Genomic DNA, 15,202 nt, shown 5'->3' on the forward strand with positions numbered 1-15,202 from the left:
TTTAATCGTTAAAGTTAAGTAAAAAAGTTTACGCTTTCATCTTTTTAGAATGGGAAAAGAAAAATAATCCCAACGGCAAGATTATATAACCAATGATCATGGCAGCTATTGCATAAATATTGGGAGTAATTTGTCCATTAGCAGATTTAATAGTGAACTGGCCCACCCAATCAAATTTAATTAAGAGAAATATTGTTAGAATAAGTCCGATTAATGGGAAAATTACATCGGTAATAAAGTTCTTTTTGACATTAGGTAAGATTTGTTTTTTGTTCTTTCCATAGTAAAAGAGAACCACACTAACTGGAACAATTAAAAATTGAATAAAGCGAGAAATTGAACTTAAAACAATGATATTGGTCATATTATAGTTGAAAGTCATTGGTAAAATAATTGCAATTAAAAAAGTAGTAACGAAAGCTCGTAACGGGAAGTTTCTTGCTGTTCGCTGATTGAACCAAGCGGGGATCTGTTTTTCTTGAGCGATTGATTCTAAGACTCTCGGAGTACTAAAAGACGCTGCGACGTTGATCCCAAACATTGAAACTAAGGCGCCGTAAAGAATAATGTTTTTAACAATTTTATTTTTGAAAATTGCAACTAAAGCGACAACTTCTTTAGTTTTTACTAATGCTTGAGGATTAATCATCATTGAAACACTAATGACTCCAATATAAATAACGGCGATTAAGATGATGGCTATTGGAATCGCACGTGGTAAATTTTTCTCAGGAGATTTCATATCTGCTGATCCGCTGGCGGCACTTTCAAAACCAGTAAAAGCATAAAAAGCAGCAATTGTTGCCATTACCATGACGGAAAGGTTTAATGATTTCCCGTTTGCCGCGGTCAATGAATTGATTTCATTAAAGTGATTAACCCCCGTTTTTAAAATGATGACAATTCCCGCAGCAATAGTCGTAATTAGAGCTAATAATTTACCAACAGTTGAAATGTTATTGATTAATTCAAATAATTTAGGACCAAAAAGATTGATCACTAGTAGGATTAACATTAAAACAATGAATCCGATTGTAATCAACAAAAAGCTATTGTTGTCACCGCCGAAGATAGAGATCACAGTTTTGATAACAGCAGTCGCCATCACTCCCCAGGCAATACTTGCAGCAATGAAACGAGTAATTCCGATGTAAAATCCGACGTTATCACCAAAAGCTGCTTTGGCATAGGCATAGGCAGCCCCTCCGCTAGAAACATACTTGGCTGCCGCTGCAAATGAAATTGCAAGAACAGCTGCGAAGACAGCTGCCATTAAATAGACGACGGGAGCCCATTTTCCAGCCATTGTTACAACTGATCCGGGAGAAAGAAAAATTCCTGATCCAATGATTGAATTGATGGTTAGTAAAACGATCGACCAAAATCCTAGTTTCTTTTTCATTAAATGCCTTTCTTGGTGGCTTCTTTAATTAGTGAGCCAAATACTTGCTGGTTCATTACCGGCTGACTTTCATGAAGCATTTCTGGATGCCATTGAATCCCTAATAAGTATGGATAATCTTTTGATTCAATTGCTTCAATCACTCCGTCTTTGGCATGGGCAACAGCTTTAAAATTAGGAGCAAGATCTTTTAGTATCTGGTGATGAAAAGAGTTTACTATTAGTGAATTTTTCCCCAGAATATCATGAAGTTGACTCTGTTGTTGAACTTCGATGTGGTGAGTTACTTCAGTTGGCGAATATTTCTGCATATGACGGTAAGTTAGTTCTTTTCGGTAACTAAGATCTTGATAAAGGCTTCCGCCAAAGTAGGTATTAATTATTTGGATCCCACGGCAAATTCCTAAAATGGGGAGTTTTCTTGTCATTGCCTCTTTTATTAAGGTAAAATCAAAATCATCACGCTGAGGGGAGGTTTCCTGTAATTTTTCAAGCGGTTCTTCATGGTAATTAATCGGAGTTACATCGTGTCCGCCAGAAAGAATTAGTCCGTCAATTTGTTCAACTTGCTCTTTAATGACTTCATGATCGGTATTAAAAGGAATAATTAAAGGAATTCCACCATTTTTTTGAACAGAAATAACATAGTCTTCATTAACGTAAGAATGATGGTATCCCGGAAATATTCCGTCTTGATCAATTAAAGTGCTGCCTGAAATTCCAATAATCGGTTTTTTCATAAATAATAACTCCTTTAAATTTAAGATTTAAATAAGAATAAATTGTTTCCGCCATTTCGTCTACCTAAAAATTAAAGATTAAATAATATTTTTGAAGATATTTTTGCGCATTTCAAAAAAAATGATAACATTAAATCAACGTTTAATACTAAAAGGAATTTGATTGTGAATAGATCAACAAGTGGAACTTCCAAAAAACACAAGTCTCATAAAGTTTTAAAAGTATTGCTATTAATCTTCTCGCTCTGCTTAATGAGCGTTGGGGTTTATGCTTGTAAATATTATACAGAAGCTCGAACCAAAATTAATAAAACTTTTCGTCCCAACCATGATAAAAATGCTGATATTAGGATTAAGAAAAAACAAAATTTAAGTGTGTTGATTTTAGGAATTGACACTGGAGAAGAGGGGCGAATTGATCGGGGTAATTCAGATACCATGATTGTGGCAACGGTTAATCCCGATGACAAAAAAATGCAGCTGGTAAGCATTCCTCGTGATACTGCTGCCCAAATTTGCGGTAACAAAGAATTCAAGATGACAAAAATTAATGCTGCTTATAATATTGGGGGAGCTCCAATGGCGAAAAGGACAGTTTCTGAACTTTTGAATGTTCCGATTAATTACTACATTACTTTAGATATGAAGGGCCTAGAAAAAGTAGTAAATGCAGTTGGCGGAATTGATGTTGATGTGCCATTTACCTTTACGAGTGAAGCCACTGGCGGACAAACCTTTAACAAAGGAATGCGCCATTTAGACGGTGGAATGGCCTTAGCTTATTCTAGAATGCGTCATGAAGATCCTGATGGTGATTATGGACGCCAAAAACGGCAGCAGCAGGTAATTAAAGCCATTATCCAAAGAGCTATTTCTTTTAATGGAATTCAACATTTTTCTGGGTTGCTTGATTCAATTTCCAGCAGTATGGCTACCGATATAAGTTTTGATAACATGGTTGGACTTTTTAATAATTATCGTTCGGCGGCAGATAACATGTCTTCTGATTCTCTAAAAGGACAAAATGCTTGGGTTCAAACGCCTGATTATGATTTTCCTTTATCGTTTCAGATTGTATCAAATACAGAATTACAACGGGTTTCTGATAAGTTAAGGACCGGTCTCGGATTAGAAAAAACACCGATTAATAATGCAGAAACAAAAGAAAATGCCTTAAATCCAAACTTTAAATTTGATGTTACTTATGATCAAAATTATGTGATTCAACCATTAGATCAATAAAAAATCGCTCAGTTATCATAACTGAGCGATTTTTTAATTTTCGGCTTCCATTATTGAATCAATAATTTCGCCATTGTTAAATTTTTGTTTGAGAAACTCTGAGTTTTCGATCGGAAGATTAAGGTTAAAGTCCGTGAATTGCTGGAGATATAATTCTCCGTGATCGAGTTCTAAGTTTAAGATGTGACCTCCAGTACGGTGATCATCTGACAAGAAATGAAGATGGAAGCCAGGAGACACTGCACCTGCATATAAATCTGGACAGAAGTAACCGATTAACGTTCCAGTAACATTTTTATTTTGATACTCACATTGCTTGGCTGCAGTTTCAGTTAAGGTTGGATAAGGCGGTTTTTGTGGTAAAACTGCCCGCGTATGCATTAATTTAAAAGTTCCTTTTACGCGAACCGAGTAGAATAAATTTTCAGTTTGCATCTTTTCGGTTACGGATTTTTTAAAATTTTTTAAATCTAAATTTTCTAATTGTCCCATCGAATGATCATCTAAGTAGTGAACATTGGCAAAAGGGACTTTTTCTGTTGAAGCAACTTCCCTAATTTGACCAGCAGCTGAAAATTGATATACAGTGCCGTTTAGAATCATTAGTTCTCCATCAAGTCCAGTTAGAGTGCCGATTCCGGTATCACCATGTTTGAGTAATTCACCAACGGTCTGAGTTCCTTCAAATAATCCGGGGACTAATAAAGCTAAGGTTCCATGTTGATAAAGAATATTTGGGTCTTTCAAAATTTTACCTCCACTGATTAATAAAATTGATCTGGCAGCATTGCCTGTCCGAGTTCTTCATTATCTGAGTAATCAACGGGAACATCAACGATAACTGGTCCAGTTTGCTTAAAAGCTTGATCTAAGACTTGATTAAGTTCACTTGGATCGTTGACTCTAAAACCAGTAGCGCCGAAACTTTCAGCATATTTAACAAAATCAACTGGTCCAAAATCAACGCCAGCACTTTTGTGGTATTTGATTTCTTCTTGGAATTTCACCATATCGTAATATCCATCACGCCATATGATATGAACAAGATTAATTCCAAGTCGGACCGCAGTTTCTAATTCCATTGAGGAGAAGAGAAATCCGCCATCACCGGAAACTGACACGATTTTAGTATTAGGACGCATTAAACCAGCCGCAATTCCCCAAGGTAAAGCAACGCCAAGAGTCTGCATCCCGTTTGAAAATAGTAAATGTCGTGGTTCGTAACTTCTAAAATGTCTCGCCATCCAGATATAATGACTTCCTACATCTACTGTCACCGTCATTTCATCAGTGACGTGTTGTTGAAGACTTTGAATAATTGCTAAAGGATGACTAAATTTGCCATTCATTACAGGTGGGACATCGCGCTTTTGCAGTTGTTCTTGGAGACCGTTTAAGTAGTCGACGGCATCAGGTGAAACTTTATAACCGCGCAAAAGGGGATTGAGAATTTCTAACGTCTGAGCAATATCACCGATCAATTCAGTTTCTGGCTGATAATTTTGGTCAATTTCACAAGGTACGTCATCAATAACAATAATTTGAGCATCGCGTTCAGCGTTCCAGTTACGAGGCTCATATTCTACAGCGTCATAGCCAATAGCGATTACTAAGTCACTTTTCTTCAAAAGCATGTCACCGGGTTGATTTCTAAATAAACCAACTCGTCCGAAGAAATTCTTTTCTTGTTTATGAGAAATTATGCCAGCTCCCTGGAATGTTTCAACTACAGGTAACTCTGTGACATCTAATAAGTTTCTAATTGATGTTGTTACTTCCTGGGAAGATGCCCGCATTCCTAAAAGTAAAACTGGTAATTTAGCTTCTTTAATTCTTCTGGATAAATAAGTTAAATCTTCGTGACTAGCAGGACCCAGTTTAGGCTCTTGTAATGGTTTAACCGCTTGTGAGGTAATTTGACTGTCTACAACGTCTTGCGGAATAGATACAAAACTGGCACCTTGTTTTCCAGATTCAGCAGCTCTAAAGGCATTAGCAATAATTTCAGAAATATTATCAGGGTCTTGAACTTCAGCTGAAAATTTAGTGATTGGCTCGAAAAGGGCTGCATTCTGCATGCTTTGATGGGTTAACCGTAAAAGATCGGCCCGTTGAACTTGCCCAGAAATTGCGACAACTGGATCTCCTTCGGCAGTTGCAGTAACAAGTCCAGTTGCGAGATTTGAAGCACCGGGTCCGCTGGTTGTTAAGACAACTCCGGGCTTGCCAGTAATTCGTCCCACCGCAGCTGCCATGAAAGCAGCATTTTGTTCATGCCGGGCGACAATTAGTTCTGGCTTTTTTGAATTTTTAGAATAAGTCAATGTTTCAAAAACTCGGTCAATTTTAGCACCGGGAATACCAAAGACATAAGGGACATCATGGTTAGCAAGGCTATCGACCACAATATCAGCACCGTAACGGTTATCTGTCATAATTTTTGCTCCTCTGAATAGTTTATATTTCTATTCTACCATTGTTCAACATCTACTTTTTTAATTTTTAAAATAAAGCTTCTTTTTTTGAAAATTTAAAAATAATTTGAATTGCTGAAATATCCTGAGATTTTTTTAAAGATATTTAATATGATATAAATGTGTAAGAATGAGAAAGAAAAACGGTAGGTATAGAGAATTGAGAACAATTAAACTAGGCAATTCTAATTTAGAAGTTTCAGTATTTGCTTTGGGAATCATGCGCATGTCAGCGTTAAGTACAGATCAAGCAGGTAAAGTCCTTCGAACGGCTATTGATCATGGCATCAATTTTATTGATTCAGCTGATATCTATGGAAAAGGTAAATCAGAGGAAGTATTTGCTGCTGCTATGAAAAAAGAAGGTCTAAAAAGAGATCAATTTTATATTCAGTCCAAAGCAGGAATCGTTCCAGGTTTAAGATATGACTTTTCAAAAAAATATTTGATAAAAGCCGTTGACGGCATTCTTCAACGCATGAATATTGATTACCTTGATTCATTTTTATTGCACCGCCCAGACCCTTTAATGGATTCAAAAGAGGTTTCAGAGACTTTTAACCAGCTTTATCAGAGTGGGAAAGTGAGGCACTTTGGTGTTTCAAATTTTGATATTGGACAATTTTTATTGCTTCAGGAGGATCTGGATAAGCGTCTTTTGGTTAATCAACTGCAGTTTAGTTTAACCCACTCAGAAATGATCGATTCTGTCATCAACTTTGGTCATGGTGAAAATTTTTTAGCATTTGCTAAACGGGATAATGTTACCGTTCAAGCGTGGTCGCCTTTTCAGGCAAAATCAGGGAAAGGAAGTTTTATTGATAGTCCTGAGTATCCTAAATTAAATGAAAAATTGCGGGAATTATCAATTAAATATCAAGTTTCAAAGAATGCGATTGCTGCTGCTTGGATTCTTCGTCATCCAGCTCAGATTCAGGTAATGTTAGGTACAATGAATCTTAAACATTTAAAAGACAGTATTGATGGAGTTGAGGTAGAATTAAGCAGACAAGAATGGTATGACTTATATTTAGCGGCTGGTAATTACTTGCCGTAAAAAGGAGATAACATGACAGAATACCAAGCACCAAGAATTCAAGATAATTTATATGATGCAATTAATGGCAAATGGCAGCAGGAGGCTGAGATCAAGCCTGATCGTAATTCAGCGGGAGCAAGTACAGATTTAGTTTTAGAAATTGAAAAGAATTTAATTAATGACCTTAAAGAAGCTTTGGCTGATGTAAAAGATGAACCAACTGATAATTTTCAAAAAGCAGCTTTGATTTTTGAGAAAGCGAAAGACTTTAAGAGGCGTGATGAAGAAGGAATTAAGCCGCTTTTACCACGATTAGAAAAATTACTGGCAGTTAAAAATCTCGCTGAATTAAATGATCAAATCGTGGATTTTGCTTTAGAAGGGTATTCGCTGCCGCTTGAGTTTGGCGTAATGCCTGACATGGATGATGCAACACGCCATCAGGTAATGTTCATGTCGCCGGGAATTATTTTGCCGGATGTGACAACTTATGACGATGAAGAACAAAGTAAGCCGCTTTTGGCAGTCTATCAGAAAATGATTACTGAACTTTTAAGTTTCACGCCGCTTAGTACTAGTCAGCAAGAGCAATTTGTTAAAGATACGATGGCTTTTGACCGCTTAATAGTACCTTTTCATTTGAGTAATGAAGAAATGGCAGAAATTAAGAATTTAGATCATCCCATGCCAGCTAGTGAATTAGTTTTAAAAGTTAAAGAGTTGAACTTAGCTTCGATTTTACAAACAGTATTTCCAGTGGAGCCAGAGACAGTAAATGTTTTTGATCTTAATTTTGTTGATAATTTCTCTAAAGTATTTAATGAAGAAACATTTTCTCTTTGGCAGCACTGGGCCTACGTTAATGAGCTTTGTGCGCATTCAGGTATTTTAAGCCAAGAACTAAGAGTAATCGGTTCGCAATACAGCATGGAAATTTCAGGGCAGCAGGAATTAGCACCAGCTGAACGGCACGCATATAATATTGCTAATTCGGTCTTTGATGAACCGATTGGGATACATTATGGTAAAAAGTATTTTGGACCAAAAGCAAAAGCTGATGTTACCGAAATGGTCAAGAATTTAATCCGAGTTTATAAAAAACAAATTCAAAGTAATTCGTGGCTTAGTGAATCGACCAAGAAAATGGCAGTTAAAAAACTCGATACAATGACCATTAAAATGGGTTATCCCGATCAGGCAATTCCGCTTTATGATTTGTTCACAGTTAAAAGATCATCGTCTTTGTGTGAAACTCTTGATGATTTTAGTCTAATTTCTCTAAAATATTCTTTTGCGAGACTTGATAAACCAGTTGATCGGACTGAATGGGGCATGCCCGCCCAGATGGTTAACGCCCAATATGATGATTCTTTAAATGACATTACTTTTCCAGCAGCCATTCTTCAATCACCGTTTTATTCAGTGGATGCAAGTATTAGTGCTAATTTGGGTGGAGCAGGTGCGACGATTGGACATGAAATTAGTCATGCCTTTGACAATAACGGCGCACTGTTTGATGAATTAGGAAACAAAAAAGACTGGTGGCAGCCAGAAGATTACGAAAATTTTGAAAAGTACACTGAACTGATGATTAAGCAATTTGACGGCATTCCTTACGCTGGTGGTAAGATTAACGGTAAGTTGGTGGTGAGCGAAAATATTGCGGACAACGCCGGAATTAATGCAGCCTTACAGGTTTTACATGAGTCTGGTGATGAGGACCTTGCTGAATTTTTCAAAAACTACGCTTTATCTTGGCGCACCAAGGTTCGGCCAGAGCTTGCTAAAATGTTATTGTCAGTTGATGTTCATGCACCAGCAGAACTAAGAACTAATATTCCAGTTCCAAACTTTCCAGAATGGTACGAAGCATTTGACGTTAAGCCGACTGATAAGATGTATCGCAAGCCAGAAGATCGCTTAATTATTTGGTAATAAACTTTATTGCAGTCTCGTTGAGACTGTTTTTTTATTTTCCAAGCAATCATTAATGAACGTGGTGAAATCTTGCGTTACATTCGGAAGTTCATAAAGTTCAAAAATTTTAATTTCTGCCAGAAGTTTATTATAGCGACTTTGATCAAAATTAATCATTAAATCTCGCAATTGAGTATAAATAGAATAAAGAATTCGATCATAAATTGAGTTTGGACTTTCTTTTATAAAGCTGTTAAATGTTTCTAAGTAAAGATCAAGACTGTTTAAATTATTTCGTTCAAAAGCAAGAATAATGGCATTATTGGCATAATTAATCTGGTAGTCATGTTTTTGATTTTGTCCCAGTGGGAATTTATTTAATGAGCGAAGGATGGTTTGATGATGAGTTTTGATAAATTCATTATCGAAAATAAACAATAAATTTGTATACAATGAAACATCATTAATAAACCAAGTTTCAAATTTCATCAGATAGGTCTGAATTGTTTCTTTAATTTCTTTAAGATCATTAAGCGGGAGATTATGAATTTTATGGTAGACTGCACGACTTCTCATTGCATTAATTTTATGTTTTAAAATTCCATTTTTTTGATAAAGTTCCATTTCAGATTTGACAAATGTTTCCATTTCTTTTTTATCATAACGGGTTTTATTAATTTGGTTTAAAAATTTTTGAGAGTCAGTAACATGATCTTCTGCCGCTAGTGTAAAGAACTCAATGGGGTGTATATCTAGTTTATCTAGAAAATTAAGTAAAACGTCAGTTGGAATATTTCCTGATTTTTCCATTCTAGATAAAGCAGTTTGAGAGGAAATATCTGCTGCTAACTGTTGTTGGGATAATCCTCTGCTGATCCGTAAGGATTTTAGTAAATTTCCATAATTCATAGCATCTCCATAATTAACCGATATTGCATAAAAAGTTATATCTATTATATAAAATTATATAATTGTCACAAGAAATATATAAAGGAGAAAATATTATATCAAACATTAATTTGTTGTGGCATGTTAACGATTGGTAATTTGTTTTTAATGATATTTAGAGGGATATTTTATTTTGTTAAAGAAAATTTTAAAACTGGGTCTATTTGTGCTTTTGATGAGTATCATTTTCGGTATGTTTTTATATGATGTAGAACAATATTCGATCCGAAAGGTTAATAATTTTTTTGAATATACTAATAATTATTCTCCAATTAAAACTTTTGGAAAAATATCTAATGTTGAAGAGAACAAGAAATTTACAAAAATTATTAAAGATGTTTCAAAGGAAAACAATTTATTTTTCTTAAAAAGAGTAGTAAATGAAAGTTATTCCATTAAGGAGGGAATTAATTTTTCTTTTTTACCGTTCGAAGAAATAACTTTATATACTCCAAATGTTAAAAAGAATAGGAAATATCAACCACCTCTAGGAATTTCCACGTTATCAATTGAAAGCATTGATAGTGATAAAGCGGTAAAAGAGCTTGAGGGACAATTTTTCTTAAAAACAATGAATCGCAATAAATATAATAAAGCGATAAACGAAATTAGAGAAAGATTTAATGAAGAGTTTAAAACTAATTATTCTTTTAATGATTTTGCTGATTTTGAGAAAAAGCAAAGTTTTCAACTTGGAATTGATACTGACATGTATAACATAAAAGAATATTTGAAGATAGGAATAATCTTTTTATTTGTCATGTTAAGTTTTTGGGTTGTTTCGAGTCGAGTGAAAATTAAAATTTTAAGATCCAATGGCTATTCTTTAATATCGATCGCAAACAATTTAATTGGTAAGAGATTCTTTGGAATTATTATAGTAATTCTAGCGTTAATTGAAATTTTTACTAGGATGAATAACCTTGGCTTTTTAAGTTCGATTTTTAAATTATTATTTGTAGTTTATCTTTGGATAATTTTTATGCTGACACTAACTGTTAAGTTGAACAAGAAAAACGGGAAAACATCTTTATGGTTAAATAACGGAATCCCAATTGTTGTGAAAACAATTTTTCTAATCTTACTTGTAGTTGCAAGTCTTGATCTAACAAGTATTATCGTTACAGCCAGTGGACTTTCGTTGGAGAAAGAAGTTCCTCAAGAAATTCGTAAAGATAACTATTATGTTTATTTTCCAATAGTAGTGGGGAAGAATTCTTTAGAGTTTGAACACGATCATAATTATGAAAATAAAGGAAAGCCCGAGATTTATCGATTTTTGAATAAAAAAGGCAGTCTGATCGTAAATATAAAAGGCTACGAATTTGAAGCAAATCAAATTTTCGGACGAGATATAAAGCTTAATCCTAATTATCTAAAAAAATTTGCTCTTTATGATGTCAATGGAAATAGAGTTCAGATTAAGGAAAGTGAGAAAAAGAGGATTCTGTTAATTCCAGAAAGAATCAAAAAAAATCATAGCGAACTTGAAAAGATAAAAAAATATTATTATCAAGATCTCAAAAAGTTTGAAAATAAACAAACCAAAATTATTTATATCAAAGATAATCAGCCGATTTATACTTTTGTTCCAAAAAAACCATGGATTGATGATTACCCGATTTTAAATATTTTAACAACCAGTAATAGCAGTGAGTTTGAAAGAGAAAGTTTTAATGGAGATGAATATCCGCCGCTTAAAGTAAAAACTAAAGGATTATCAATGACCAAATTGAAAAGTTTAATCAAAAAAAACAATTTAAAAGACAATTTGCTTTCGTTTATTCCTTTTGAAAAGGCGGAAGTAACACTGATTAAACAGCTGTCAGGCTCTTTCACTTATCTAATTTCAAGCTTTATGCTGACATTTTTTTCATTCGTTATTGTTTGTGTTTTAACGACAATTTATTATTTTAATTCCAATGAACGGAAATTTCATTTACTTAGATTGAATGGCTATTCATTTTTTGGAACTTATAATCAGGTTTTCTTTGGAATAATCGGTGAAATAGCTTTAGGAATATTATTGACAACAATAATGTCAAAGCTAAGTAAAGAACTTGTAATTAATATGTTAGTGGCAATTTTATTAGATTTTTTAATTGTTTGTGTCACCTTGTTGATAATAGAAAAGAAAAATCAGGGAGGAATATGAATAATAGAATCGTTGTTATGAGTGAGATGACTAAAAAAATTAAAAAAAGGTTGATTTTTTCGCTGGAGAGTTTAGAGGTGAACAGAGGAGATTTTGTTACGATAAAAGGAGCCAGCGGTTCGGGGAAAACAACATTTTTAAACGTAATTGGTATGAATGATCATCTTTCTTCAGGACGATATGAGTTTGAAGGAGTTAATGTAGAAAATATTTCACCGAAGGACAAGTTAAAAATTAAAAGAAATAAAATTTCTTTTGTATTTCAGGATTTTGGATTAATTGAAGAAGAGAATATCAATTTTAATCTAGAAGTTGCATTGAGGTATACAAAGTTTAATAAAAAAGAAAAAACCGATCTAAAGATGAAAGCTCTGGAACAAGTTAAGTTAAATAAGAATTTAAAAACTTCGGTAAGCGCGCTGTCCGGTGGTGAAAAACAAAGAGTTGCATTAGCTAGAGTAATTTTGAAGCCATCGATAATGATTTTAGCAGATGAGCCAACTGGATCGCTGGATTCAAAGAACAAAGATATAGTTACGGAAATTTTGATGCAGCAAGCAGCGAACGGAAAAGCAGTAATTGTAGTAACTCATGATGAAACATTGGCAGCTAAAGGAAATAAAACTTTAATTTTATAAAAGTTTTATTTTGGCTGCAGCTTAAATAATACTTTTTTGTAATTTTTCGAATTCTAAAAGTCAGATCGAAATGGTCTGACTTTTTTTTGGAAATAAATTCCTTGTGATATAATTAAAAACCAATTTAACTATTTCAGGGGAATAAAAGATGACCAAACAACCAACAGATAATCAGACAGATCGAATTCTTCGTAATGATGTTACGAAGGGTACCTGGTTTTGTATTATTTTCGTTTTAATTATCTTTTTTGGATTTGGGTCAGTAATGGGAATTGGACCAATGTTCAGTACAATTATGAAAACCGCCCATGAGTTATTATTAAACGTTGTGTTTTATATTATGGGGGTCGCTGTTTTAGCAGGTGCTGTATCCGCAGTTTTTTCAGAGTTTGGAGTTACTGCCTTATTAAATAGAGTCATATCACCGATCATGAAGCCTATTTTTGGCTTGCCAGGAGCAGCAGCTCTTGGGTTAATTGCCACGTTTTTCTCTGATAATCCAGCGATTGTTCCAATGTCAAAAGACCAAGCATTTGCGCGTTATTTTAAAAAGTATCAATGGGCAAGTTTGGTAAATTTCGGCACAACTTTTGGAATGGGAATTGTTATTGTCGGAGGGGTCTTAGGAATAAACTCTGGTAAGTATAGTTTTAGTCTTTTAATTGGATTTATCTGTGCTTTTATTGGCGGTATTTTTAGTACCCGATTATTAATGCACTTTACCAAGAAAATGTATGGTCCTGATGCACCAGTTGATCCTGAAATCTTGAGTAACGATGGAAATAATAGTGAAATTCCGGCTGGAAAAAGAGTTATTAGAACAGGCAATCCTTTTCAACGCGGCCTAAATGCGACATTTGACGGTGGTAAAGCTGGAGTTGAATTAGGAATGGCATTGATTCCGGGAGTTATTGTATTTTGTACATTTGTGATGATGTTAACCAACGGTCCAAGCATTGTTCATGGTCACGAGGTCTATCTAGGTAAAGCTTATGAAGGAGTAGGACTTCTACCATGGATCGGTAAAAAGCTGTCGTTTATTTTAAATCCATTATTTGGTTTTAATCATAATGAAGTGATTGGTTTGCCTTTAACTTCTTTAGGAGCAGTTGGTGCATCTCTAGCAGGGGCAACTTCACTTGCTGCTAATGGCTTAATGACAGGACATGATATGGCCGTATATATTGCAATGGGATATTGCTGGTGCGGCTTCTTTTCAACGACACCGAGCATTACTGATTCGATGAATTTGCGAGATATCACCACTAAAGCAATGGGGACCCAATTTCTAGGTGGTATTATTGCAGGAGTTGTGGCAAACTATCTCTGGTTATTAATTCAATTATTTTAGAAACGTAGGAAAGATTTTGAGAAAAAAATTAAAGATATTTTTATTGCCTTTATTGGCGTTAATTTGTTTTTTACCGTCAATGAAAGTTCATGCTGCTGAAGCAACGCCAGAAGTATTTGTCGGACAAGTAAATTATCTTTCAGGGTATGGAATTAGAGTTTATGAAATTACTGGTGATCAAGTTACGCCTACCAGCAAAACGCTCTCTGATAAATCACTGTGGCAGGTGTTTAAATCGCAAGAAATTAATGGTAATCGTTATTATAATCTTGGTGGCAATCAGTGGGTGGAAGCAAAATATCTGGTGAATTATATCGGCAAGGTATTTTATGTGCCGGGATATTCAATTAGAGTTTATCAAATTGATGGAAGTAAAGTTACACCGACAAGTAAAGTATTGCCGGATGGAAGCAAGTGGAAAGTTTTTAAATCTTCGACAGTGAATGGCGAGAAATATTATAACCTTGGTGGTAATCAATGGGTTCAAAGTAAGTACATCGGAGATAATTTTATTCCAAGCTGGGATGGAAAGTCTTCTTTAACAGTAAATTATGAACCTAATTATGGAATTGCCGTTTATCGTCAGCCATCTGCTTCTGCTAGAGTTGTTAATCATTTACCAAATGCTTCAAGATGGAAAATTGTTGGTCAAAGAATGGTCGGTGCTAAGAAATGGTATGCTGTCGGCAATGATCAATGGGTGAATGGTGACTATGCTGTTGTCGGCCAAATTAAAGATCAAGTTGTTTTAGGCGTATCATACATTAGTCAAGAAGCAGCGGGAGCTCCAATGGGATGTGAAGCTGCTAGTGCTTTAGAAGCTCTTCACTATAAAGGAAATGCGACAAGTTATAATTTAAGACAATTTCTTAATACAATGCCAATAGCCAAGAATGGTAATCCGTATCAAGGATTTGGCGGAACGCCTTATCAAGTTGTAGGTGGGATTTATCAGTCAATTTTTCCAAGTGCATTTACTCCGTGGGTTCGTAAATTTGGTCATGCCAGCAATTTAAGCGGGAGTAATTTAGACGGAATTATTGGTCATCTGCAAGCAGGCAATCCCGTTGTTACGTGGGTAACGCTTAATTATCAGCCAGCTCAGTGGGGATCTTACAACTGGGGTAAAGGAGTTAATAATGCTCATGTGGTAACCGTTGATGGTTATAATGCTAATTCACTTCATATTGTTGATCCAGAAAATGGTGTTTATTGGATTAGTAAAGCCAAATTCAATACAGTGTTTAACTATATGAAATTTGCGGTAGCAATATATTAAAAAATCGACTTTTGAGT

General features: G+C 34.7%; 12 protein-coding genes. 7 read left to right on the forward strand and 5 right to left on the reverse strand.

Annotated features, from left to right (window positions below; all coding sequences use genetic code 11):
- Positions 1 to 28: 28 nt before the first annotated feature.
- Both R8749_RS02575 and R8749_RS02580 read right to left on the reverse strand, forming a co-directional pair.
- Positions 29 to 1,402 (reverse strand): APC family permease, encoded by a 1,374-nt coding sequence (locus R8749_RS02575; RefSeq protein WP_317697771.1) that lies wholly within the window; start codon positions 1,400 to 1,402, stop codon positions 29 to 31.
- Positions 1,402 to 2,142: a gamma-glutamyl-gamma-aminobutyrate hydrolase family protein gene (locus R8749_RS02580; protein WP_317697773.1), complete on the reverse strand. Its 741-nt coding sequence runs from the start codon at positions 2,140 to 2,142 to the stop codon at positions 1,402 to 1,404. Before R8749_RS02580 ends, R8749_RS02575 begins: the two co-directional genes overlap by 1 nt.
- A gap of 162 nt (positions 2,143 to 2,304) precedes the next feature.
- On the opposite strand from R8749_RS02580, the gene R8749_RS02585 reads away from it, so the two are divergent.
- A complete protein-coding gene (locus R8749_RS02585; RefSeq protein WP_425613217.1) occupies positions 2,305 to 3,384 on the forward strand; it encodes an LCP family protein in 1,080 nt (359 codons plus the stop codon).
- Between the two features lie 33 nt (positions 3,385 to 3,417).
- Here R8749_RS02585 and budA read toward each other — a convergent pair whose 3' ends face one another.
- Together budA and alsS are read right to left on the reverse strand one after the other, a co-directional pair.
- The gene (budA, locus tag R8749_RS02590) at positions 3,418 to 4,131 is read right to left on the reverse strand and encodes an acetolactate decarboxylase (protein ID WP_317697777.1); all 714 of its coding nucleotides are present in this window, start codon (positions 4,129 to 4,131) and stop codon (positions 3,418 to 3,420) included.
- Between the two features lie 17 nt (positions 4,132 to 4,148).
- The gene (gene alsS, locus R8749_RS02595) at positions 4,149 to 5,819 is read right to left on the reverse strand and encodes an acetolactate synthase AlsS (protein ID WP_425613208.1); all 1,671 of its coding nucleotides are present in this window, start codon (positions 5,817 to 5,819) and stop codon (positions 4,149 to 4,151) included.
- A gap of 199 nt (positions 5,820 to 6,018) precedes the next feature.
- Between alsS and R8749_RS02600 the strand changes: the two genes are divergently transcribed.
- Complete coding sequence (locus R8749_RS02600) at positions 6,019 to 6,915, forward strand: aldo/keto reductase (protein ID WP_317697779.1); 897 nt, start codon at positions 6,019 to 6,021, stop codon at positions 6,913 to 6,915.
- 12 nt (positions 6,916 to 6,927) lie between these two features.
- Positions 6,928 to 8,832, forward strand: a complete 1,905-nt coding sequence (locus R8749_RS02605) for a M13 family metallopeptidase (RefSeq protein ID WP_317697781.1) — start codon at positions 6,928 to 6,930, stop codon at positions 8,830 to 8,832.
- Between the two features lie 6 nt (positions 8,833 to 8,838).
- On the opposite strand, the gene R8749_RS02610 is transcribed toward R8749_RS02605, so the two are convergent.
- On the reverse strand, positions 8,839 to 9,723 hold the full coding sequence (locus tag R8749_RS02610) for a helix-turn-helix domain-containing protein (protein ID WP_317697782.1): 885 nt from the start codon (positions 9,721 to 9,723) through the stop codon (positions 8,839 to 8,841).
- Positions 9,724 to 9,895: 172 nt separating this feature from the next.
- On the opposite strand from R8749_RS02610, the gene R8749_RS02615 reads away from it, so the two are divergent.
- From R8749_RS02615 to R8749_RS02630, 4 genes are all read left to right on the forward strand, one after another.
- The gene (locus R8749_RS02615) at positions 9,896 to 11,917 is read left to right on the forward strand and encodes a DUF1430 domain-containing protein (RefSeq protein ID WP_317697785.1); all 2,022 of its coding nucleotides are present in this window, start codon (positions 9,896 to 9,898) and stop codon (positions 11,915 to 11,917) included.
- Positions 11,914 to 12,555, forward strand: a complete 642-nt coding sequence (locus tag R8749_RS02620) for an ATP-binding cassette domain-containing protein (RefSeq protein WP_317697787.1) — start codon at positions 11,914 to 11,916, stop codon at positions 12,553 to 12,555. The genes R8749_RS02615 and R8749_RS02620 overlap by 4 nt, the downstream gene beginning before the upstream one ends.
- A 148-nt stretch (positions 12,556 to 12,703) precedes the next feature.
- Positions 12,704 to 13,906 (forward strand): CD0519/CD1768 family membrane protein, encoded by a 1,203-nt coding sequence (locus R8749_RS02625; protein ID WP_317697790.1) that lies wholly within the window; start codon positions 12,704 to 12,706, stop codon positions 13,904 to 13,906.
- Between the two features lie 16 nt (positions 13,907 to 13,922).
- Positions 13,923 to 15,185, forward strand: coding sequence for a C39 family peptidase (locus R8749_RS02630; protein WP_317697793.1), 1,263 nt, complete (start codon positions 13,923 to 13,925; stop codon positions 15,183 to 15,185).
- Positions 15,186 to 15,202 lie beyond the last annotated feature (17 nt).

The organism is Xylocopilactobacillus apis (assembly GCF_033095965.1).
Lineage (GTDB): Bacteria > Bacillota > Bacilli > Lactobacillales > Lactobacillaceae > Xylocopilactobacillus > Xylocopilactobacillus apis.

Excerpts from the sequence above, each read along its gene's own strand:
- R8749_RS02575 (WP_317697771.1), bottom strand. The coding sequence starts at position 1,402 with ATGAAAAAGAAACTAGGATTTTGGTCGATCGTTTTACTAACCATCAAT.
- R8749_RS02580 (WP_317697773.1), bottom strand. The coding sequence starts at position 2,142 with ATGAAAAAACCGATTATTGGAATTTCAGGCAGCACTTTAATTGATCAA.
- alsS (WP_425613208.1), bottom strand. The coding sequence starts at position 5,819 with ATGACAGATAACCGTTACGGTGCTGATATTGTGGTCGATAGCCTTGCT.
- R8749_RS02605 (WP_317697781.1), top strand. The coding sequence starts at position 6,928 with ATGACAGAATACCAAGCACCAAGAATTCAAGATAATTTATATGATGCA.
- R8749_RS02610 (WP_317697782.1), bottom strand. The coding sequence starts at position 9,723 with ATGAATTATGGAAATTTACTAAAATCCTTACGGATCAGCAGAGGATTA.
- R8749_RS02620 (WP_317697787.1), top strand. The coding sequence starts at position 11,914 with ATGAATAATAGAATCGTTGTTATGAGTGAGATGACTAAAAAAATTAAA.
- R8749_RS02625 (WP_317697790.1), top strand. The coding sequence starts at position 12,704 with ATGACCAAACAACCAACAGATAATCAGACAGATCGAATTCTTCGTAAT.